This is a genomic window from Inquilinus sp. CA228 (genome assembly GCF_052078665.1).
Lineage (GTDB): Bacteria > Pseudomonadota > Alphaproteobacteria > DSM-16000 > Inquilinaceae > Inquilinus.
This window is the reverse complement of the sequence record NZ_JBQJIK010000001.1, coordinates 1-20,098: the sequence shown is the minus strand read 5'-3', so window position 1 is coordinate 20,098 and position 20,098 is coordinate 1. Positions and strand designations below refer to the sequence as shown.

Annotated in this window: 16 protein-coding genes; 8 read left to right on the top strand and 8 right to left on the bottom strand. The window is 70.1% G+C overall.

Annotation, left to right across the window (positions count from 1 at the left end; genetic code table 11):
• Window positions 1-22: 22 nt before the first annotated feature.
• The 5 genes from ACTOWL_RS00080 to ACTOWL_RS00060 form a co-directional block, all read right to left on the bottom strand.
• On the bottom strand, window positions 23-1,195 hold the full coding sequence (locus tag ACTOWL_RS00080) for a serine hydrolase domain-containing protein (RefSeq protein WP_441319141.1): 1,173 nt from the start codon (window positions 1,193-1,195) through the stop codon (window positions 23-25).
• An 89-nt stretch (window positions 1,196-1,284) separates the two neighbouring features.
• Entirely contained in the window at window positions 1,285-3,318 is a 2,034-nt protein-coding gene (locus ACTOWL_RS00075; protein ID WP_441319140.1) for a calcium-binding protein, read from the bottom strand.
• Window positions 3,319-3,536: 218 nt separating this feature from the next.
• Window positions 3,537-4,454, bottom strand: a complete 918-nt coding sequence (locus ACTOWL_RS00070; RefSeq protein WP_441319139.1) for a c-type cytochrome — start codon at window positions 4,452-4,454, stop codon at window positions 3,537-3,539.
• Between the two features lie 74 nt (window positions 4,455-4,528).
• Window positions 4,529-5,674: an alpha-D-ribose 1-methylphosphonate 5-triphosphate diphosphatase gene (locus tag ACTOWL_RS00065; protein ID WP_441319138.1), complete on the bottom strand. Its 1,146-nt coding sequence runs from the start codon at window positions 5,672-5,674 to the stop codon at window positions 4,529-4,531.
• Between the two features lie 109 nt (window positions 5,675-5,783).
• Window positions 5,784-7,037 carry a winged helix-turn-helix domain-containing protein gene (locus ACTOWL_RS00060; RefSeq protein ID WP_441319137.1) on the bottom strand — a complete coding sequence of 418 codons (1,254 nt, stop codon included), beginning with the start codon at window positions 7,035-7,037 and terminating at the stop codon, window positions 5,784-5,786.
• 104 nt (window positions 7,038-7,141) lie between these two features.
• Here ACTOWL_RS00060 and ACTOWL_RS00055 point away from each other — a divergent pair, with 104 nt between their 5' ends.
• On the top strand, window positions 7,142-7,603 hold the full coding sequence (locus tag ACTOWL_RS00055) for a GNAT family N-acetyltransferase (protein WP_441319136.1): 462 nt from the start codon (window positions 7,142-7,144) through the stop codon (window positions 7,601-7,603).
• 31 nt (window positions 7,604-7,634) lie between these two features.
• On the opposite strand, the gene aqpZ is transcribed toward ACTOWL_RS00055, so the two are convergent.
• A complete protein-coding gene (gene aqpZ, locus ACTOWL_RS00050) occupies window positions 7,635-8,357 on the bottom strand; it encodes an aquaporin Z (protein WP_441319135.1) in 723 nt (240 codons plus the stop codon).
• A 608-nt stretch (window positions 8,358-8,965) separates the two neighbouring features.
• Between aqpZ and ACTOWL_RS00045 the strand changes: the two genes are divergently transcribed.
• Genes ACTOWL_RS00045 through ACTOWL_RS00030 form a run of 4 tightly spaced genes read left to right on the top strand, consistent with a single transcriptional unit; the run spans window position 8,966 to window position 14,338 of the window.
• Window positions 8,966-9,751 carry a hypothetical protein gene (locus ACTOWL_RS00045; protein WP_441319134.1) on the top strand — a complete coding sequence of 262 codons (786 nt, stop codon included), beginning with the start codon at window positions 8,966-8,968 and terminating at the stop codon, window positions 9,749-9,751.
• Window positions 9,699-9,908: a hypothetical protein gene (locus ACTOWL_RS00040; protein ID WP_441319133.1), complete on the top strand. Its 210-nt coding sequence runs from the start codon at window positions 9,699-9,701 to the stop codon at window positions 9,906-9,908. The genes ACTOWL_RS00045 and ACTOWL_RS00040 overlap by 53 nt, the downstream gene beginning before the upstream one ends.
• Window positions 9,909-9,968: 60 nt before the next feature.
• Window positions 9,969-13,427: a DUF4781 domain-containing protein gene (locus ACTOWL_RS00035; RefSeq protein WP_441319132.1), complete on the top strand. Its 3,459-nt coding sequence runs from the start codon at window positions 9,969-9,971 to the stop codon at window positions 13,425-13,427.
• Complete coding sequence (locus ACTOWL_RS00030; RefSeq protein WP_441319131.1) at window positions 13,424-14,338, top strand: immunity 49 family protein; 915 nt, start codon at window positions 13,424-13,426, stop codon at window positions 14,336-14,338. The genes ACTOWL_RS00035 and ACTOWL_RS00030 overlap by 4 nt, the downstream gene beginning before the upstream one ends.
• A gap of 137 nt (window positions 14,339-14,475) precedes the next feature.
• Here the strand turns inward: ACTOWL_RS00030 and ACTOWL_RS00025 are convergent, their stop codons facing one another.
• A complete protein-coding gene (locus ACTOWL_RS00025) occupies window positions 14,476-14,670 on the bottom strand; it encodes a DUF4170 domain-containing protein (protein ID WP_395677450.1) in 195 nt (64 codons plus the stop codon).
• Window positions 14,671-14,698: 28 nt separating this feature from the next.
• Window positions 14,699-15,976 (bottom strand): isocitrate lyase, encoded by a 1,278-nt coding sequence (gene aceA / locus ACTOWL_RS00020; protein ID WP_441319130.1) that lies wholly within the window; start codon window positions 15,974-15,976, stop codon window positions 14,699-14,701.
• Window positions 15,977-16,139: 163 nt separating this feature from the next.
• Here aceA and ACTOWL_RS00015 point away from each other — a divergent pair, with 163 nt between their 5' ends.
• The 3 genes from ACTOWL_RS00015 to ACTOWL_RS00005 all read left to right on the top strand — a co-directional run bounded on the left by ACTOWL_RS00015 (window position 16,140) and on the right by ACTOWL_RS00005 (window position 20,054).
• The gene (locus tag ACTOWL_RS00015) at window positions 16,140-17,582 is read left to right on the top strand and encodes a helix-turn-helix domain-containing protein (protein WP_441319129.1); all 1,443 of its coding nucleotides are present in this window, start codon (window positions 16,140-16,142) and stop codon (window positions 17,580-17,582) included.
• 93 nt (window positions 17,583-17,675) lie between these two features.
• Window positions 17,676-17,861, top strand: coding sequence for a YegP family protein (locus ACTOWL_RS00010; RefSeq protein WP_441319128.1), 186 nt, complete (start codon window positions 17,676-17,678; stop codon window positions 17,859-17,861).
• Between the two features lie 165 nt (window positions 17,862-18,026).
• Window positions 18,027-20,054, top strand: coding sequence for a bifunctional 2',3'-cyclic-nucleotide 2'-phosphodiesterase/3'-nucleotidase (locus ACTOWL_RS00005; protein WP_441319127.1), 2,028 nt, complete (start codon window positions 18,027-18,029; stop codon window positions 20,052-20,054).
• The last annotated feature ends 44 nt before the right edge of the window (window positions 20,055-20,098 follow it).

Below are 20,098 nucleotides of genomic sequence, written 5' to 3'. Positions count from 1 at the left end.
CCGGCCTCGGGTCCTTCTTCACCTACCCCAAAGCCTGCGAGATCGCCCGGAAGCCGGCCAGCAGCCGGTGGTCGAGCGCGTCGTCGACCGCCGCGGGCTGCGACGACATCTTGGCGATGACCAGCTCCGCCGCGCGGTCGACATAGATCCACTGGCCGTGGATGCCGATGCCGCAGACCACGTCCCGGCCCGGCCCCAGCACGTACCACTGGCTGCGGTAGCGCCCCTGCGGCGCCAGCTGCGCCAGGTCGCCCCGCGCCCAGGCCTGCGGGTCGCCGTGGTCGAGGATGTCGTCGACCCAGCCCTGCGGCACCACCTGGATGCCGCCGACGCGGCCGTCCCGCCGCATCAGCTCGCCGATCCGGGCCAGGTCCCGCAGGGTCATGCCGATGCCGCCGGCGGTGCGCGGCGCGCCGAGCCGGTCGAGCGTGACATAGGCATCCGCCTCCGCCCACATCGGCCGCCACAGCAGCTCGGACACCAGCGCGGCGAAGCGCATGCCGGAGGCGCGCTCGCAGATCCAGCCCAGCATGTCGGAGTTGGGCGAGACGTAGTGGAAGGTCTCGCCATGCCGGCTGCCGTCGGCCGGCAGACGGGCGATGAAGCCGTGCAGGTCGTTGTCCCGCGCCACCTCGCTAGGCGGATTCCAGCCCATGGCGACTCGGTAGCGGGCGACGTCGCCGGCCGGGTCGACATAGTCCTCGACGAAGCGGATACCGACCGTCATGTCCAGCACATGCCGGACGGTGGCGCGGTCATAGGCCGAGCCCGCCGCCTCCGGCACATAGGCGGTCACCGGCGCCGCGGGGTCGAGCCGGCCGCGGTCGACCAGGATGCCGGCGATCAGGCCGGTGATCGACTTGCTGATCGAGAAAACGATGTGCTGCGTCTTCGGGTCCAGCCCGGGAGCGTAGTGCTCGGCCACCACCGCGCCGCGATGCAGCACCAGGATCCCATCGGTGTCGCTCTCGGCCATCAGCCGGGCCACCGACCCGCTCTGCCCCGGCACCGCGACCCGGTCCAGATCCAGCGCCGACCCGGGCCTCAGGCAGGCGGCGAAGTCGCCGCGGGAAATCTCCGCCACCGGCACCAGCCGGCGGACGTTGCGGAAGCCCCAGCGGCTGTAGGGCGCCTGGCGCCAGTTGGCGAGCGTCGCCTCCGGCGCCGGCTCGTTGGTCTGCAGCTCGATCACCATCCCTGTCCTTCTTCGCCCCTGCGGGCGCCGCCTTATGGCGGCGGCCCACTCTAGACGAAGTCGGCGCCGGTCCGCACGGGTGATCGCCCTTAGAGCAGGAAGTACGCGGCCTGCATCGCGATCGCGCCATCGAGATGGATGACCATGTCGGCGGTGCCGTCGCCGCTCACATCGGCCGAGACCGTCGTCGTGCCGCCGGTGATCTCGTAGCGAAGCTGCCCGGGGACGCCGGTGAAGGCGTCGGTGCCGATGAAGCTGAAGGCCGTGTCGCCGTTCCCGGAGTTGCCGTCGGCATCGATCAGCCTCAGGGAGACCACATCGATCCCCTTCTGGAAGTCCTGGATCGTGTCGGCGGCCGCGGCGGTGCTGTCGGAGACTGCGGTGTAGCTGAAATAGTCCGCGCCGGTTCCGCCGTTCAGGATGTCGGCGCCGACGCCTCCGCGAAGCACATCGTTGCCGCCGCCGCCGCTGAGGGCGTCGGCCCCATCAAATCCGATGAACGCATTGCTCTGGGCATTGCCGGTCATGACATCGTCGTGGTTGCTGCCGTTGATCGTCTCGATGTCATTGTCGATCGTGTCGCCCTGAGCCGTGCCGCCGGTGTTGATCCCGGTCTGGAGGTTGATGATCACGCCCACGGTGCTGTCCCAGTAGCTGGCAATGTCGTAGTCGGCACCGCCGGTCAGGTGGTCGGCACCGGCGCCGCCGCGCAGGAGGTCGCCGCCGGCGCCGCCCACCAGCTGATCGTCGCCCACGCCGCCTTCGAGGGTGTCCCAGCCGTCGCCGCCGTCGAGCACGTCGTTGCCGCCCAGGCCCCGCAGTGCGTTCGCCGCGCCGTCGCCGGTCAGGACGTCGCCGAAGGCGCTGCCCTGCAGGTTCTCGACATTCGCCAGGGTGTCGCCCTGGGCGTAGCCGCCGGTGCTGATGTTGGTCGCCAGGTTGACCGTGACCCCGACGCCGCTGCCGTTGTAGTCGGCAATGTCGACGCCGGCGCCGCCATTGATCGCATCGGCGTCCGCACCGCCATTGAGCGCATCATTGCCGTCACCGCCGGTGAGCGTGTCAATGCCCAAGAAGCCGCTGATGGTATCGCCGCCGGCGCCGCCGTCGAGCTGGTCCGCCCCGGTGCCGCCCTCGAGCCTGTCGTTGCCGAGGCCGCCGAGCAGCACGTCGGCGCCGCCCAGGCCGCGGACCGTGTCGTTGCCGTCGCCGGCGGTGACCACGTTGCGGTCGTCGCTGCCGACGATCAGCAGGTTGGACAGCCCGCCGATCAGCATCAGATGCGCCGGCAGGCCGACCGGACCGCCCGGGAAGCCGAGATCGATCTCCTCGATGCCGCTCAGCGAGGCGCCCTGCAGCACCAGCAGCGTGTCCGCCCCGGGCAGCGGGGTGAAGGCGATGATGTCGTAGCCGTCGCCGCCGTCGATCACCTCGCCGGCGACATATTCCGCCCCGTCCATATAGCCGATCAGGTCGTTGCCGGCGCCGCCCTCCAGCCGGTCGGCGTCGCCGCCGCCGAAGAGCGTGTCGTCGCCCGCGCCGCCCTGCAACAGGTCGGGCCCGTCGCCGCAGCCGCAACTGCCGGCCCCCGGCTCGAAGTCCCCGGCGATGAAGTCGTCGCCGTCGCCGCCGATCAGCGTGTCGACGCCCTCATACCCGACCAGCAGGTCGTCCCCGGCGAGGCCGGACAGGACGTTGTCGTCCGTGCCCCCGTCGATGGTGTCGTCGCCGGCGCTGCCGGTGACGTTCTCGATGCCGGCCAGGGTGTCGTCCTCGGCATCCCCGGCCGAGCCGGTCCCCAGATAGAGATCCACGATCACCGGCTTGCCGCTGGTGCTGTAGTCGGCCGTGTCGATGCCGTCGCCGCCGGTCAGCTGATCCGGCCCGAGGCCGCCGCGCAGCAGGTCGTCCCCGGTGCCGCCGTCGAGCTGGTCGGCGCCGTCGCCGCCATCGACGACATCGTTGCCGGCGCCGGCCAGGACGAAGTCGTCGCCGCCCACCCCGCTCAGCGTGTCGTCGCCCGACAGATCGAGCTGCACGCCGTTGGCGCCGGGCGGCACCACGACGGAATCGGTAAGGCCGTAGATGTAGTCGGGATCAACGGTGCCGGTGTAGATGGTCACGGTATCGCTCTCCGATCAAATGCAGGGCGGCGCGCCGTGCGCACAGCGGGAACGGTCTCGGCCGTGCTCGCTGCCCGGGCGGCATGTCGCGGTTGAAGGCTCAGGGGCGCCGTCGGATCGAAATGAACGGTCGCCGATCAATACGCTCGAAATGTTCCTAAAATTGCACGCACCGCGACACTATAAGTGATTCCCCGGGCCGAAACCATCGCCGGCCGTCACGGCCCGGACAGCGGCTTCAGGCTCTTGAGGTAGGTGGCGATCGCCTCGCGGTCGGCCGGGACGAGCTTGCTGGTGTCGTTCCGGATCACCTCGACCATGGCACCGCCGGCGAAGTCGCCATCGGGGGTGGCGCCGGTCTCCAGGTAATAGGTGATGTCCCGGTCGCTCCACTCCCCGATCCCGTGCTCCGGATCCGGGGTGATGTTCGGGATCTTGCCGTCGCCGTCCGGCGCCTGGGGGTTGCCGGCGAAGGGGCTGTACCAGTTCAGCCCGCCCAGCATGTCGCGTGGCGTGTGGCATTCGCCGCAATGGCCGAGCACGCGGACCAGATAGGCGCCGCGATACCAGTCGGCGGACTGGCCGGCCGGCACCAGGAAGGGCCCTTCGGCGAAGTTCAGCAGGCGCCAGCCCGGCAGCAGCAGGCGCCAGGAGTAGGGCCAGCCCAGCTCATGTGGCTTGTTCGACTGCTGCACCGGCGGGACGCTGCGCAGATAGGCCCAGAGGTCGGACAGGTCGCGGTCGGTGATGCCGGTATAGGAGGTGTAGGGGAAGGCCGGATAGTAGTCCTCGCCCGAAGGCGACACGCCCTCGCGCAGGGCTCGGCGGAAATCCTCCTCGCTCCACTTGCCGAGGCCGGTGTCGGGGTCCGGGGTGATGTTCGGGGTGTAGAAGGTGCCGAAGGCGGTCTTCAGCACCCGGCCGCCGGCCAGCGGCTTGGCGGCGTCGCCCGGCGCGGTGTGGCAGGCGGCGCAGCCGCCGGCGGCGAAGACATAGGCGCCGCGGATCACCGGGTCAGGAGAGGCCGGAGCGGGGGACGCCGGAGCGGGCGCGGCCGGGTCGGCCGTCTGGGCCGCGGCAGCCGATCCGAGGGCGAGCCACAGGCCCAAGGCCATGAGAACCGGGAACGGACGCATGCTGGCCTCCGGAACGCGAACAGGCGACTCAGCCCTTATAACCCGATCCTTCGCCCGAACCCGTCATTCCGGGATCACGCGACTCTTTCGCCCTCGCGCCAGACGGCGCGGATCACCGGCACGCCGTCGACCAGCCGGACGCGCAGCAGGTCGGCCCGCAGCCCGGGCTCGATCCGGCCGCGATCCTCGAGGCCGGCGGCGCGGGCCGGGTTGATCGTCACCGTCGCCAGCGCCTGCGGCAGGCCGATGCCGTGCTCGCCCTCGGCCAGGGTGAAGGCGCCGTGCAGCAGGCTGACCGGGACGTAGTCGGAGGACAGGATGTCGACCAGCCCCTCGCGCGCCAGCTCGCCGGCCGAGACATTGCCGGAGTGGGATCCGCCGCGGACCAGGTTCGGCGCGCCCATCAGGATCTGCAGCCCGTGCGCACGGGCGGCTCGGGCGGCGGTCAGGGTGGTCGGGAACTCCGACACCACCATGCCCAGCGCCGCCGCCTCCTCGACATGGGCGACGGTCTCATCGTCATGGCTGGCGATCGGCAGGCCGCGGCCGCGGCCGATCGCGGCCAGGGCGTCGCGGTTGGTCACGCCATGGGTGCGCGACGCGGCGATCCGCTCCGCCGTCTGGGCGTCGATCTGCTCGTCGGTCATGCCGAGCATGCCCTTGTAGATCTCGCGATACTTGGCGAGGTCGGAGAACTGGCGGTGGCCGGGCGCGTGGTCCATCACCGACATGAACTGCACCAGCGGGTCGTCGCGGAACGGCTCGAACAGCTCGAGCACATGCGCCTCGGTGACCTCGCAGCGCAGATGCAGGAAATGCTCGGCCCGCAGCATGCCGCCGGCCTGGGCCTGGCGGATGCCGTCGACCATCGGCCGCAGCGTCTCCAGCCGGTCCTCGCCGTTGCGGCCGCCGACCAGCGCTAGCGCGTCGAACACGGTGGTGATGCCGGCCGCGGCGACCTGGGCGTCATGCGCCATCACCGCGGTCACCGCCGGCCAGCGCACGCCGGGCCGCGGCGTGTAGTGGCGCTCGAGATGGTCGGTGTGCAGCTCGACCAGGCCGGGCAGCAGGTAGTCGCCCTCGAAATCGGCCGCGCCGGGCGGGCAGGCCGCATCCCGGTCCAGATCGATGATCCGCCCGCCGGCGACGGCGACGCTGCCGGTCAGCACGGCCTCCGCGGTCACGATCCGCGCATGGGCGACGATCAGATCCCCCGCCATACCCAGTCCTTCTCTTCCGCTTCCGCACGATCGGTCCGGCGGGTTTGCCCACGCGGCCATATATGGGCGCGAGGGCCGGCATCGCAACGCCGGCCCTCGCGCGGCGCCCTTATGCCCCGAGCTTTGCGACCGTATGATGACTCGCGGATGACAGCGTCGATTTGACCTCGGGCCACACCACGCGCTCGACCCCGGCGAAGCGGCGGATGCGGTCGAGCTGCGTCTCCAGCCGGCGCAGCCGGGCCTTGCTGGACCGCACCTTCGGCTCCCACCACAGCCCGGCGACGGCGAGGTCGCCGCTGTCGCGCCGGGCCCGCATGTCGATCCGGCCGACCAGGCGGTCGCCCTCCAGGATCGGGAAGACGTAGTAGCCCCAGCGACGCTTCGCCTCGGGCACGAAGGCCTCGAAGCGGTAGTCGAAGCCGAACAGCCGCTCCAGCCGCTGGCGGTTGCGGATCACCGGGTCGAAGGGCGACAGCACCCGCAGCACATCCGGCGCCGGCGCCGCCGCGGCCAGCCGGACCTCGATGTCGGCGAAGGCGAAGGCCGCGGTGGTCTTGCCGTCCGCGCCCTGAACATGGGCGACGCACAATTCGCCGCGCCGGGTCGCCTGGTCGCACCACTGCTCCGCCTCGCGGATGGTGATCAGGTCCCAGAAGCCGGCGATCTCGCCGGGCCGGGCGGCGCCCAGCCGCTCCAGCGCCGAGCGGCAGGCCCAGTCGACCACCGCCTCCGGGTCGGGCGCCGGGCCGCGATGCGGCTCCGGGATCACCCGCTCGGTCAGGTCGTAGACCTTCTGGAAGTTCTCGCGCCGCGCCACCGCCAGCACGCCGGTGCGCCACAGGAACTCCAGCGCCATCTTCGACGGCGTCCAGTCCCACCAGCCGCCGGCGGGGCGCTGCCGCTCCTCCTCGAAGCTGCGGGTCAACAGCGGCCCTTCCGTCGCCACCCGCTCGCGCACCTGCTCCAGCACCTTGGGGAAATCCGGCCCGGCCTCGGCCCACCAGCGGCTGGTGGCGGCGCGTTGCCGCACATCGTCGAAGCGCCGCGACCAGTAGGGGAAGAAGCGGGTCGGGATCAGCGAGGCGTCGTGGGTCCAGCCCTCGAACAGGCCGCGGGTCTTCTCGACCAGCCGCGGCAGCTGGGTCTGGGCATAGCCGTGGCGGCGGGCGAACAGGATCATGTGATGCGCCCGTTCGACCGTGTTGATGCTGTCGATCTGGACGAAGCCGATGCGGTCCACCACCGCCTGGCACCCGTCCGCCGTCAGCCGGCCGAGCGGCGAATCGGACAGGCCGTGCAGATCGAGGAACAGGCGCCGGGCGTCGGCGTTGGGGATCGTGAGGGGAGCGGAGTCGACCATGAACGATACGAGAACATAGCCGCCCTCGCCAGGGCAAGAGGAAAGCCCTTCGCGCATCGCCATCGCCGGCTATAGTCGGGGCGAAACGACCGAGGTTCCGCATCGTGACCGCCACCCTGATCGCCCCGGAACCGCCGCGCCAGGACGCGGTGCTCGACCTGATCCGGCAGTCGGACGCCCTGATGGCGAGCCTGTACCCGGCCGAGAGCAACCACATGCTCGACATCGCCTCGCTGGAGCAGCCGGAGGTGCGCTTCTTCGTGGCCCGGCGCGAGGGCCGGGTGGTCGGCTGCGGCGCGCTGCGGGTCGGCAGCGACGGGCAGGCCGAGCTGAAGCGGATGTTCGTCGACCCGGCGACCCGCGGGCTGAAGGTCGGCCGCGACCTGCTGGCCCGGATCGAGGACGAGGCCCGCGGCCTCGGCGTCCGGCTGATCCAATTGGAGACCGGCATCCACCAGCCGGAGGCGATCGGCCTGTACCGCCGCTTCGGCTACCGGGATTGTGGCCCGTTCGGCGGCTACGGGCCCGACCCGCTGAGCCTGTTCATGGCGAAGGCGCTGGACTGACGCCCTGGCGGGGCGTCAGTCCAGCTTCGGCTCACTCCGCCGGGGCTCCCGGAGGGGTCACGGCCGCGCTGACCGAGGCTTCGGGTTCGGTCAGGAAGCGGCCGATCAGGCCGCCGATGAGGCCGCCGATGATCGGCGCGACCCAGAACAGCCAGAGCTGCTGCAGCGCCAGGCCCTGGGCGATCACCGCCACGCCGGTGCTGCGCGCCGGGTTCACCGAGGTGTTGGTGACCGGGATCGAGATCAGGTGGATCAGCGTCAGCGCCAGGCCGATCGCGATCGGCGCGAAGGGCGCGGTGGTCGGGCTGCTGACGACGCCGACGATGACGATCAGGAAGACCGCCGTCAGCACGATCTCGGAGACCAAGGCGGCCGTCAGGCCGTAGCCGTCGGGCGATCCGGCGCCGTAGCCGTTCAGGGCGAAGCCCTTGGTGATGTCGAAGCCGGGAGCGCCGGAGGCGATGACGTAGATCACCCCGCCCGCGATGATCGCGCCGATCACCTGGGCCACGACATAGGGCACGAGGTCGGCCGTGCTGGTCTTGCCGGCGGCCCACAGCCCCACCGTGACCGCAGGATTGAAGTGACCGCCGGAAATCCGGCCGAGGGCATAGGCGCCGGTCAATACGGTGAGGCCGAAGGCTGCGGCGACACCGCCAAATCCGACATGCGATCCGGCCAGGACCGCAGTGCCGCAACCGCCGAGGACGAGCCAAAACGTCCCCAACGCCTCGGCAAGGACTCGCTTGAGCATAGAGGTTCCCTCCATTTGATCTCCTACCGCCGCTGGTGGCGAGGAGAATCAAAGTGCCAATATATAGCGCTAGGTAACGGCACGCAATAAAATGACTTTGAGGCGATGTTGAGCTTTTCTCTCAAGATCGATTGCAATAGCCGCTGGGACGGATTCAGGCGTGGCACGACGGCGGATATCAGTCGGCGAGTGTTGGACCGCCGATCGGCGGCACAGCCCGAATTCCCGCTATTTGTCCGGCAAGACATGGAGACCGAGCCGCCGAGACAAGAGTCCTTTGGGAATTGGTCGATGCGCAGTCATTGTCCGAAACTCATGGAGCTTCCGGCGACGTGGCCGAAGGACCGGTCGATTTATTCGGAGGGAAATCAAGCGGATCGGCAGCCCGGTCTGTCCATCGATTATGGGGCAAAGGGGTCCGGACTGGTTGCGATCAGATCGCCATAAACGTTGCGGAACATTCCCCGTCGTACGGGGTTGCTGTAGACATTCTGGGGGAGAATCCGGAATTCAGTCCTGGCTTGGGGCCGGGAAACAGCGCGGTCCTCGTCGGCCGACGCCGAACAGGCCAGAGCCTGCCTGTCTGGCGCCAGTGTGTGGAGGTGTCGATGTCGCTCACGGTCACCTTTAGGGACAACAAGTTCTCGCTGGTGGGAAAGGACGGGCGGACCTATGAGGTGTCCGCGGCTCAGCAGCAGCAATGGCAGCAGACGCTGAACGGCCTGGCCACGCAGCATGGCCTCAGGGATGCCCAGGATCTGCTCAGCCAGGGCACCGTGGCGGTGCCCGAAGCCGGCGATTCGCAGTGGCGCATGGCCACCGAGGCCGGCATCGCACCCCAGGACATCAATGCCAGCGTGGTGGCGCTGAACGACCAGATCAGCAATCCGAATCTGATCCACGCCTACCATGAGGGGGACCTGACCCCGGATTTCGTCATGCTCCCGGTCCCGCCGGAGACCCCGCCGGGTTCGGATACGCCGGCCCAGCCCCAGCCCGACACGTCGTCGCCCGAGACATTCGCGGCCAGTCTGAAGACTGCGCCGAATCCTGAGACGCGCAACCAGTGGATCAACGACTACATCAACAGCGCCGACGATCCGCTCGATGCCGTGACGAGGCTTCTGCCGCAGACCTTCGACGAGGAGAACAACGGCCCCTATCGGCAGCAGATCATCCGTGCCTATGTCGACAGGGTCGTAGGGACAGGGGGCACCAAGGAACGGCAGACGAACGCCCTTAGGCCACTGGCCGAGAAAACCTGGATGGCAGACAATCAGAACATCGACCTGCAAGTCGACTACGACATCTGGGCAGTGGGAAAGGATCTCGGCATCCCGCGTGACCAGCTTCCCATCAATAAGGACGTGCCGCTGGACGTCCGGACGTATTGAGGCCCTGAAGGATCTGGCCGAGATCGACCGGAAGAAGAACGGCAACGGCCAGAGCATCGACGTCGACGTCGATACCGATGTCCTGGCGGTGGCAAAGAAGCTCGGGATCTCGCGGGAGGACGTCGACACCATCAACGAGGGCGTCAAGCAGGGCTGAGCCGGCCCCCGCCGGCGGCTCTGCCCGGGTCCAGCCACCGTTCGCGGACAGGATCGTTCCATGTCACCCCGTATCGAATCGCTCGGCACTGCCCCATCCCGGTACGGCGCAACAGCCGTGCCGAACCGGGTGGACTTCGCCGACGCGGTGCAGCGGGCCCGGGCAGCGCCGCCGGCCGAGCCCGCGGCGCCCGAGACCGCGTCACCCGGGACCGCCCCGCCCCCGACCGCGCCGGTCGTGCCGGTGGTCGACGGGGACCGCCGGGGCCGGATCGACGACTGGGTCGAGCACCATTCCGACGCCAGCGGCGGCTTCCTCGGCTTCGGCCAGACCGAATCCCATGAGCATGTCCGCAACGCGCTGAACGGGCAGTCGACCGAGCTCAGGGGCCTCAACGCCGACGAGCAGCGCTACCTGCTGGACCGCATGCTGGACCGCTGGTCCGACGGCAGCGGCGGCGGGCTGGGCCAGGCTTCCAGCCTGGCCGATTCCCTGGGAGACACGCCGCAGCTGATCAACGTGGTCGGCGAGCGCCTGGCCCTGCGCGCCGCCGCCTTGATGCAGCAGCCGGCCGGCAACGGCTCCGCCGACGATCCGCACAGCAAGGCCCTGGCGCTGGTGCTGGGGACGGTGCAGGCCACCTCCGGCGACCTGAACGAGACGCCCGCGACCACCGCGGCGCTGCGGCGGACCATCATCTCCCTGGGGCCGGAGAACGCCGCCCGCTTCATGCAGGCGCTGGCATCCCGCGGCGGCGCCGACGGCATCGAGGCGATGGCCCGGCAGCGGATCCTGACGGCCGTGAATGACGGCCCGCCGAGCCAGGCCGCCAGCGCCGTGGTGCAGACCGTCTTCGCCCAGACCACGCCGTTCGACATCGACAAGCGCCAGGGCCTGCGACAGGAGATGGCGCAGGCCCTGGCGCGCGAATGGTTCCCGGACGACCCGACGCAGCGGGATGCGGAGGGCCGGCGGCTGGACGGCATCCTCGGCACCCATCAGGGCCAGGTGCTGCTGTTCGGCGGCGGCAATGACGGCAAGATCGGGCTGGAGGGCCGGGTCGGCGCCCTGGCCACGGTCCGCGCCGACCGCAGCATCACCGCCGACACGCTGAAGCGGACCGACGATCCCTGGACCAACCCGGCGATCGTCGGGCCGCAGGCGCAGGACAACGCGAAGCAGTTCCTGACCGGCCGCGGCGACGACCCGCAGACCCTGCAGGGCACCGATCTCGACAACACCATCGGCTACGCCATGGGCTTCCCGCCGGAAGTGCCGAAGGGCATGTCGCCGGAGGAAGCCCAGTCCAAGGTGGCCCAGGGCCAGCTCTCCTACTACGCCGAGGGGCCCGGCAAGGACCCGGTGGGCAAGGTGGTCGCTCAGATCCGCGCCGTCGGCGGCGAGAACGCCCAGGTGACGGTGCTGCCGATCCAGTATTCGAGCAACGCCTCGGGCCCGGTGCAGCTGACGCTGTTCCGGGTGCACACCGCGTCCGGCGACAAGTTCGTCGACAACACCGGGCGCAGCTACCAGGACTTCGAGGACTGGAAGGCCCACAACGAGCTGCCACCCGGCGACGTCACCTACCCGACCGACGGCCATCTGACCCTGAAGGCGGACGGCACGGTGAACCTGTCGCACGGCAACACGCCGAAGACGGTCGACACGACGTGGGAGGAGGTGAAGAGCGTCTTCGACGGCGCCGCCCTGGTCGGCGGCATCATCGCCGGCGGCGCCCTGATCATCGGCAGCGGCGGCACCGCGACGCCGGTCCTGGTCGGCATCGGCGTCGCCGCCGGCGGCTGGGGCGTGTACCAGACCGGCAGCGCGCTGATCGACCGGTCGCAGCATGGCCAGTCGATCAACCCCTTCACCGACGGCGACGCCCGGATGCTGTGGCTGGGCCTGGCCGCCAACGGCACCGGCATCGCCGCCTTCGCCAGTGCCGGCGCGCTGACCCGCCTGGCCGGCGCCGGGGCGCGGCTGAGCCCGGCGGCGGCCCGGGTGATCGGCACCACCGAGGCGGTGGCCAACACCGCCAATGCCGGCGCCTTCGTCGACATGGGCATCCACCTGGCGTCGAATTGGGGGTCGATGACGCCGGAGCAGCGGGCGCAGGGCCTGCTGACCATGGGCTTCTGGGGCGCCACCATCGGCGTCGGCGCCCGCCAGGCCCGGTCGCCGGGCGAGATGTTCAACCCGGCGGCGCTGACCCGGCGGCTGACCGCCGCCTATGAGCCGCCGGTGGTGCGGACCAGCGAGCTCGAGGGCGACCGGGTCAGCATCGTGCAGGACCCGAACACCGGCGAGATCACCATCAAGGCCGGGCAGCAGGCGACCGACGCCGACATCGCCCTGCACCGCGACGTCGCCCGGATGATGGCCCAGGACCGCGGGCTGCAGGGCCTGGTCCGAGGCTGGGCGGGCGAGCCCAAGCCCGGGACCCTGGCCTATTCGATCAAATACGAAGGCATCAAGCTCGACCGCCGGATCGCCGACCTGCAGCGCCGGCTGGACGATCCCAATCTGACGGCGCAGCAGAAGGACGCGCTGCGCGGCGACATCCAGACCACCCGGGCCTATCTCGACCAGCAGAACGAGGCGGTGGGGCGGACGATCACCGACCCCAGCCAGATGGATGTCGAGGCGCCCAGCACCGGCCAGGCGCGGGCCGAGGAGATCCAGCCGGGGCTGGGCGACGCGATCGACAACAGCCCCTATGCCGGCCAGGGCTATTACTTCCGGACCACCGGGCTGGAGACCGTGCCCGAGATCGTGCGGACGGACCCCTATGACAGCAGCCATCCGCGGCTGGGCCTGGTGAAGAGCGACGACGGCGTCTACCGGATCCAGGAGGTGACGGAGGGGCACCTGCCGACCTATGCCCCGGCCATCGCCGGCGGCGCCTCGGCGAGGATCAGCCTGCCGGCGGGGCTGACCCCGGAACAGCAGACGCAGTTCAATTCCGCCCTCACCGACCGCGACACCGCGGTCCTGGAGCGTGACGCCGCCACCGACACGTCGGTCAAGAACGCCAAGGGCCAGGAGGTGGTGAACCAGAGCGCCGAGATCGGCGAGCTGGGCGCCATGGGCTATGTGGCGCAGCAGTACCGCGGCGCCGCACTGGAATATGGCGGGCCCGGATCCGGCTCGCGCCCCGGCGACTTCGATCAGGTCTATCGGCAGACGCTTCCGGACGGCAAGATCCGCTTCATCGTGGTCGAGGCCAAGGGCGGCGGCTCGCCGCTCGGCACCCGGCTGGTGAACGGACGGGTTGAGACGCAGGGCACGCCCGAATACTTCGTGGCCATCGCCCGCAACATGGATGACAACATGACCGGCCAGGCGGCGACCACCGGCAATGATCTGTTGAGTGCCTACCGCCACGGCGAGACCCCGGAGGGCAAGCCGGCAGAGGTCGTGTATCTCACCGTTCGGACACCGATCAGCCATGGCTCCAGCGGTGCCACGGCGCCGGTGGCGACGGCGAAGCAATTCGATCTGGGGACGGGGCGATGACCGGCGGCAGGGCCATGGACGGGGACAGCGCCGGCTTCGTGGCCCGGCACCGGCCCGGCCGCGACCGTGAGGCGCTGGCGGCGCGGGCGGAGCGCCGGGCCCGGGAGATCCCGAGGCTGCGCGACAGCCTGGCCGAGCGCCCCGGCAACCTGGTGCCGCTGACCGAGGAAGCCCTGGCCCTGGCCGGGCTGCGCCAGCTGCTGGGGCCGGAGGACGAGGTGCCGTCGCGGCTGCGGCTGAGCGCGCGGGCGGCCATGGCCGCCGGCGTGATGGTGACGCCGGCGGGGCCGCCGCTGCGGGTCGATCTCGGCCCGCCGGGCCCGCCGGACCCCCGGGGTCCGGTCGAGCTGCCGCGCGGACGGGAGCCGCCGGTGGGGCTGACCCCGCGCCGGCTGGTCCAGGCCTGCCACGCCGCCCTGGCCACGCGCGACCGGATCGCGCTGGACCTGTTCGCGCAGGTGCCGGTCGACCGCGTCGCACGGCAGCCCCCAGCGGCGGAGGATCGGATCTACGGCCTGGCCCATGCCCAGGGGCTGCAGGCCCTGCTGCGCGGCGACGCCGCCGGCAACCAGCTGCTGCTGCAGGCGATCCAGGGCTGCAACGACACCGCGCTGGCGCCCGCTTCCCGCGACTATGCCCAGTTCATCGTCTCGCCGGAGATCGAGCTGACGCTGCTGCACCGCGACTCGGAAGCGGCCAAGTTCGACCAGGCGCTGCGCAACGCCCTGGTGCTGCACCGCCGCTACTGGGCCGACATCCAGGCCAATCCCGGCGAATCGCAGGACAGCGACCCGGCCGGCTTCATCGCCCTCGGCCCGCTGGCCTGGGCGGCGATGCGCCACGACCAGGGCTTGCCGGTCGGGATCCGGTCGGACTATCTGCCGCGCGGCGTGGTCGAAGGCGCCGTATAGCCCCTGCCCGCACGGAAAAGTGGCCCGGCCGAACGGATCGGCCGGGCCTGAGCGGGGTCTTCTGAGGGGTCGGCTTCGTGGAGAAAGGGCCGGGCGGTGCGCCCGCGCCGCCCGGCCCGGTCGCGAATCAGAGAACCCTACCGGGCGCCCTCATGCGCGATGGTGTAGCGCTGATGCGCGTTGCTGGTGGTGGCCGAGGCCAGCTGCCGCCAGGCGTGCAGCGCCTCGTCGTAGTTCTCGAACGGGCCCTGCAGGCTTTCGGTGCCGCCGACCAGCCGGTCGAAGCGGGTGTCGGCATATTCGCCGCCGATGATCCAGAAGCGGTTCGTCATGGGGGTATCCTCCTTCGGGCGCAGATGATCAGTGGAACTGGGCGGCTTCGGTCGATTCGCCGAGCGCGGTGGTCGAGGCCTTGCCGCCGGAGATGGCGAGGCTGACGGCGTCGAAATAGCCGGTGCCGACCTCGCGCTGGTGCTTGGTCGCGGTGTAGCCCTGGGCCTCGGCCGCGAACTCCGCCTGCTGCAGCTCGGAATAGGCGGCCATCTGCCGCTCCTTGTAGCCGCGCGCCAGCTCGAAGGTGGCGAAGTTCAGGCTGTGGAAGCCGGCCAGGGTGATGAACTGGAACTTGTAGCCCATGGCTCCCAGCTCGCGCTGGAACTTGGCGATGGTGGCGTCGTCCAGATTGGCCTTCCAGTTGAAGCTGGGCGAGCAGTTGTAGGACAGCAGCTTGCCCGGGAACTGCCGGTGGATGCCCTCGGCGAAGCGCTTGGCCTGGCCGAGATCGGGCTTCGAGGTCTCCATCCACAGCAGGTCGGCATAGGGCGCGAAGGCCAGGCCGCGGGCGATGCAGTACTCCATCCGGTTCTCCGGCTTGATCGGATGGAAGCCCTCCTCGGTGCGCTGGGTCCGGTCGATGAAGGGATGGTCGCGCTCGTCGATGTCGCTGGTGATCAGCTTGGCGCTCTCCGCATCGGTGCGGGCCAGCAGCACGGTCGGCACGTCCATCACGTCGGCGGCGAGGCGGGCGGCGTTGAGGGTGCGGATGAAGCTGCGGATCGGCACCAGCACCTTGCCGCCGAGATGGCCGCACTTCTTCTCCGACGCCAGCTGGTCCTCGAAATGCACGCCCGCGGCGCCGGCCTCGATCATCGCCTTCATCAGCTCGAAGGCGTTCAGCGGGCCGCCGAAGCCGGCCTCGGCATCGGCCACGATCGGCGCGAACCAGTGGCGCTTGGCGCCGCCCTCGGCATGCTCGATCTGGTCGGCGCGCTGCAGCGTGCGATTGATCCGGCGCACCGCCTCCGGCACCGAATCCGCCGGGTACAGGCTCTGGTCCGGGTACATCTGGCCGGCGGTGTTGGCGTCGGCCGCCACCTGCCAGCCGGACAGGTAGATCGCCTCCAGCCCGGCGCGGACCTGCTGCATCGCCTGGGTGCCGTTGGTGGCGCCGAGCGAATTGACGAAGTCGCGCTTGTACATCAGCTCCCACAGCCGCTCGGCGCCGAGCCGGGCCAGCGTGTGCTCGATCCGGACCGATCCGCGCAGCCGGTCGACGTCGGCCGGGGCGTAGTCCCGGACGATGCCGTCGAAGCGACCGGCCTGAGTTCGGATCGGGGTCGGAGAGTCGAGGGGAGCCATCCTGTAAATCCTTTTCATTCCGTTCCGGACAGCGCGCCATGCTGCGCTGCGGTGATGGGAATGATGTTGGGTGCGGCTCCAGGCAGCGTCAACGCGGCGTTGAGCGTGAAAGGGAAATGTTGTAAAGTTTATTGATGTCAGTTTTGTAAATCGGAGAAGATCGATGGCCGCGCGCAAGCCGATGCTGGGGCACAAGATCCGGCGGCTGCGGCGCGACCGCGAGGTCACCCAGGCCCTGTTGGCGGAGCGGCTGGCCATCTCCGCCTCCTATCTCAACCTGATCGAGAGCAACCAGCGGCCGGTGACGGTCGAGATCCTGCTGAAGCTGGGCCAGATCTTCGACCTCGACCTCGCCAGCTTCGCCGAGGATGAGGGCGAGCGGCTGGTCGGCGGCCTGTCCGAGGTGTTCGGCGACCCGCTGTTCGCCACGCCGCGGCCGGGCACGGCCGGGCTGAAGCGGCAGGACATCATGGACCTGGCCGCCCAGGCGCCGGCCGCGGCCGAGGCGGTGCTGGCCCTGTACCAGGCCTATCGCGAGGGGCGGGAGACGCTGCGCCTGCTGGCCGAGAAGCAATCGGCGCCGGACATCGCCGAATCCGCCTCGCCGCTGGACGAGGTGCGCGACTGGGTGCAGGCGCATGGCCACCATTTCCCGGAGCTGGAGACGGCGGCGGAGGAGATCTGGCAGGCCGGCGCGATCGAGCCCGGGGCCCTGTTCCCGGGGCTGATCCGCTATCTTGACGAGGAGCTGACCCTGCGGGTCAAGGTGATGCCGGTCGAGGTGATGGGGCCGGTGCGCCGCCGCTACGACCGGCACGGCCGCCGCATCCTGCTGTCCGAGATGCTGCCTTTGCCCAGCCGCAGCTTCCACCTCGCGGTGCAGATCGCGCTGATCAAGTACCGCGCCCTCTTGGACGAGATGGTGGCGCCGGTCGCCTTCTCCGGCCCGGCGGCGTCGCGGCTCGGCCGCATCGTCCTGGCCAACTACCTGGCCGGGGCAGTGATGATGCCCTACGACCGGTTCTGGCGGGCGGCGACGGCGCTGCGCTACGACATCGAGGTGCTGCAGAGCCGCTTCGAGGCGTCGTTCGAGCAGGTCTCGGTCCGCCTGACCACGCTGCAGCGCCAGGGCGCCAAGGGCGTCCCCTTCTTCCTGATCCGCAGCGACAAGGCCGGCAACGTGTCGAAGCGCCTGGGCGCCACCAACTCCGCCTTCGCCCGGATGGGCGGCGCCTGCCCGCTGTGGATCCTGCCCGACGCCTTCCGCTCGCCCGGCCGGGTCCAGACCCAGGTGGCGGAGCTGTCGGACGGCAGCCGCTGGTTCACCATCGCCCGCACCGTGTCCAAGCCCGGCGCCGGTTTCCGCGCGCAGGGGCAGAGCTTCGCCTTGGCGCTGGGCTGCGAGATCGCCCATGCGGCGCAGCTGGTCTATGCCGACGGCATCGACCTCGCTTCCGACGAGGCGGCGGCGCCGATCGGGCTGCATTGCCGGCTGTGCGAGCGGCCGGATTGCGACCAGCGCGCCTTCCCGCCGCTGAACCACGTGCTGTCGGTGGACGAGAATTTGCGCGGCGCCACCCCCTATCAGTTCACCCCGGCTGCGTAAGAACTTGCGATCCTTCAACAAAGCCGCTTGCGAATATTGGGATATCGCGATCAAACTGCCCGGCGAATGTCTCAATCCCGGAGGGGACGACCCATGGCGCACAAGTTCGAGATCTACAAGGACAAGGCCGGCGAGTTCCGGGTGCGGTTCAAGTACAACTCCGAGACGATCTTCTCGACCGAGGGCTACGCCAGCAAGGCCTCGGCCAAGAACGCCATCGAGTCGATCAAGAAGAACGGCCCGGAAGCGCCGACCGACGACACCACCGCCTCCAGCTGACCACGGCGGCCGGGCGAGGGCGGCCCACGCCCCGCCCGGTCCGCGGCCCGGTCAGGCCCAGGGCGTTCCCGCCGGCTGCCGCACCGTGGCGTTCAGCTCGCCATCCTCTAGGAACCGCAACCTCCTTCGCTCTAGACTGGCGCGTCCCAGCCGCAGGAGCGCCGCATGCCCGACCTCACCCGCCGCACCACCCTGAAGGCGGGCGTCGCCGCCGCCGCAATCGGCCTGGCCCCCGCCGTGCTGCGGGCCGCGGCGCCGACGCTGAAGCTGCGGATCCTGGAGACGACGGACCTGCATGTCGCCGTCTTCCCCTACGACTACTACCGCGACAAGGGCGACGACACGATGGGCCTGGCCCGCACCGCCGCGGTGCTGGCCGCCGCCCGGGCCGAGGCCGGCAACGTCCTGCTGTTCGACAATGGCGACGTGATCCAGGGCAACCCGATGGGCGACTACATCGCCTATCAGCGCGGCCTGGACGGCGGCGCGGTGCACCCGATCGTCAAGGCCATGAACCTCTTGGCCTATGACTGCGGCACCATGGGCAACCACGAGTTCAACTACGGGCTCGACTATCTCGGCAAGGCGATGATGCAGGGGGCGAACTTCCCGCTGGTCTGCGCCAACCTGCTGAAGACCGACGGCAGCCCCTATTTGCCCCCCTACAAGATCCTGGAGCGCAGCCTGAAGGACGAATCCGGCGCCGCGGTGCCGGTGAAGATCGGCGTCATCGGCTTCGTGCCGCCGCAGATCATGCAGTGGGATCAGGGCCATCTCGACGGCCATGTCACCACCACCGACATCGTCGACGCCGCGAAGCGCTATGTGCCGGAGCTGCGCCAGGCGGGCGCCGAGGTGGTGGTGGCGCTGTGCCATTCCGGCATCGCCGGCGGCCCGCGCGAGGGCGGCGAGGAGAATGCGGCCCTGTTCCTGGCCGAGGTGCCGGGCATCGACGTGATCCTGACCGGCCACCAGCACCTGGTCTTCCCCGGCCCGGACTTCGCCGGCATCGACGGTGTCGACGCCGAGCGCGGCACGCTGCACGGCATCCCGGCGGTGATGGCAGGGTTCTGGGGCAGCCATCTCGGCATCATCGACCTGGAGCTGGAGCGCGACGGCACCGCCTGGACCGTCGCGGCCTTCAAGTCCGAGGCGCGGCCGATCTATGAGCGCAAGGACCGCAAGGTGGTGCCGCTGGTCGAGTCGAAGCCGGAGATCCTCGCGGCGGCGCAGCCGGAGCATGACGCCACCCTGGCCTATGTGCGCCAGCCGGTGGGCGAGATCTCCGCCCCGATCACCAGCTACTTCGCCCTGGTGGCGGACGACCCGTCGGTGCAGATCGTCAGCCAGGCCCAGCTCTGGTACGTCGCGCCGCTGCTGGCCGGCACCCCGGCCGCGGGGCTGCCGCTGCTGTCCGCCGCGGCGCCATTCAAGGCCGGCGGCCGCGGCGGGCCGGACTATTACACCAGCGTCCCGGCCGGGCCGATCGCGATCAAGAATGTCGCCGATCTGTACCTGTATCCGAACACGGTGCGGGCCGTGCGTGTCTCCGGCGCCATCGTGCGCGAATGGCTGGAGCGGTCGGCCGGCATCTTCAACCGGATCGATCCGGCGAAGACCGGGGAGCAGCCGCTGATCGACCCGGGCTTCCCCTCCTATAATTTCGACGTGATCGACGGCGTCACCTACCGCATCGACCTGACCCAGCCCTCGCGCTATGACGGCGACGGCAAGCTGGCGGCGCCGGACGCGCATCGCATCGTCGACCTGCAATTCCAGGGCAAGCCGATCGACGAGACGCAGGAGTTCGTCGTCGTCACCAACAACTACCGTGCCGGGGGCGGCGGCAGCTTCCCCGGCCTCGACGGCAAGAACATCGTGGTCGAGGCGCCGGACACCAACCGCGACGTGCTGGTGCGCTTCATCCACGAGCAGGGCCGGATCGACCCCACCGCCGACGGCAATTGGAGCTTCGCACCGCTGCCGAAATCCGTGGTCGTCACCTTCCCCGGCGCCCCGGCCGCCGCCCAGGCGGTGCCGCCCGGCCTGACCATCGAGCCGGTGGGCGACGCCGGCGACGGCTTCGCCAAGTACCGGCTGGTGTTCGACTATCGGGATAGGGGGAAGCCTCGCGGCTCCCCCCTCCCACACCACCGGACATACGGGTCCGTATCCGGCGGTTCGGGGGATTAAGCGGTGAGCGGGTCGGCGACGGAGGCGAGGCCGAGGGCCTGAAG

Excerpts from the sequence above, each read along its gene's own strand:
- ACTOWL_RS00060 (WP_441319137.1), bottom strand. The coding sequence starts at position 7,037 with ATGGTCGACTCCGCTCCCCTCACGATCCCCAACGCCGACGCCCGGCGC.
- ACTOWL_RS00010 (WP_441319128.1), top strand. The coding sequence starts at position 17,676 with ATGGCGCACAAGTTCGAGATCTACAAGGACAAGGCCGGCGAGTTCCGG.
- ACTOWL_RS00035 (WP_441319132.1), top strand. The coding sequence starts at position 9,969 with ATGTCACCCCGTATCGAATCGCTCGGCACTGCCCCATCCCGGTACGGC.
- ACTOWL_RS00005 (WP_441319127.1), top strand. The coding sequence starts at position 18,027 with ATGCCCGACCTCACCCGCCGCACCACCCTGAAGGCGGGCGTCGCCGCC.
- ACTOWL_RS00065 (WP_441319138.1), bottom strand. The coding sequence starts at position 5,674 with ATGGCGGGGGATCTGATCGTCGCCCATGCGCGGATCGTGACCGCGGAG.
- ACTOWL_RS00045 (WP_441319134.1), top strand. The coding sequence starts at position 8,966 with ATGTCGCTCACGGTCACCTTTAGGGACAACAAGTTCTCGCTGGTGGGA.
- ACTOWL_RS00030 (WP_441319131.1), top strand. The coding sequence starts at position 13,424 with ATGACCGGCGGCAGGGCCATGGACGGGGACAGCGCCGGCTTCGTGGCC.
- ACTOWL_RS00025 (WP_395677450.1), bottom strand. The coding sequence starts at position 14,670 with ATGACGAACCGCTTCTGGATCATCGGCGGCGAATATGCCGACACCCGC.
- aqpZ (WP_441319135.1), bottom strand. The coding sequence starts at position 8,357 with ATGCTCAAGCGAGTCCTTGCCGAGGCGTTGGGGACGTTTTGGCTCGTC.
- ACTOWL_RS00015 (WP_441319129.1), top strand. The coding sequence starts at position 16,140 with ATGGCCGCGCGCAAGCCGATGCTGGGGCACAAGATCCGGCGGCTGCGG.
- ACTOWL_RS00070 (WP_441319139.1), bottom strand. The coding sequence starts at position 4,454 with ATGCGTCCGTTCCCGGTTCTCATGGCCTTGGGCCTGTGGCTCGCCCTC.
- aceA (WP_441319130.1), bottom strand. The coding sequence starts at position 15,976 with ATGGCTCCCCTCGACTCTCCGACCCCGATCCGAACTCAGGCCGGTCGC.
- ACTOWL_RS00080 (WP_441319141.1), bottom strand. The coding sequence starts at position 1,195 with ATGGTGATCGAGCTGCAGACCAACGAGCCGGCGCCGGAGGCGACGCTC.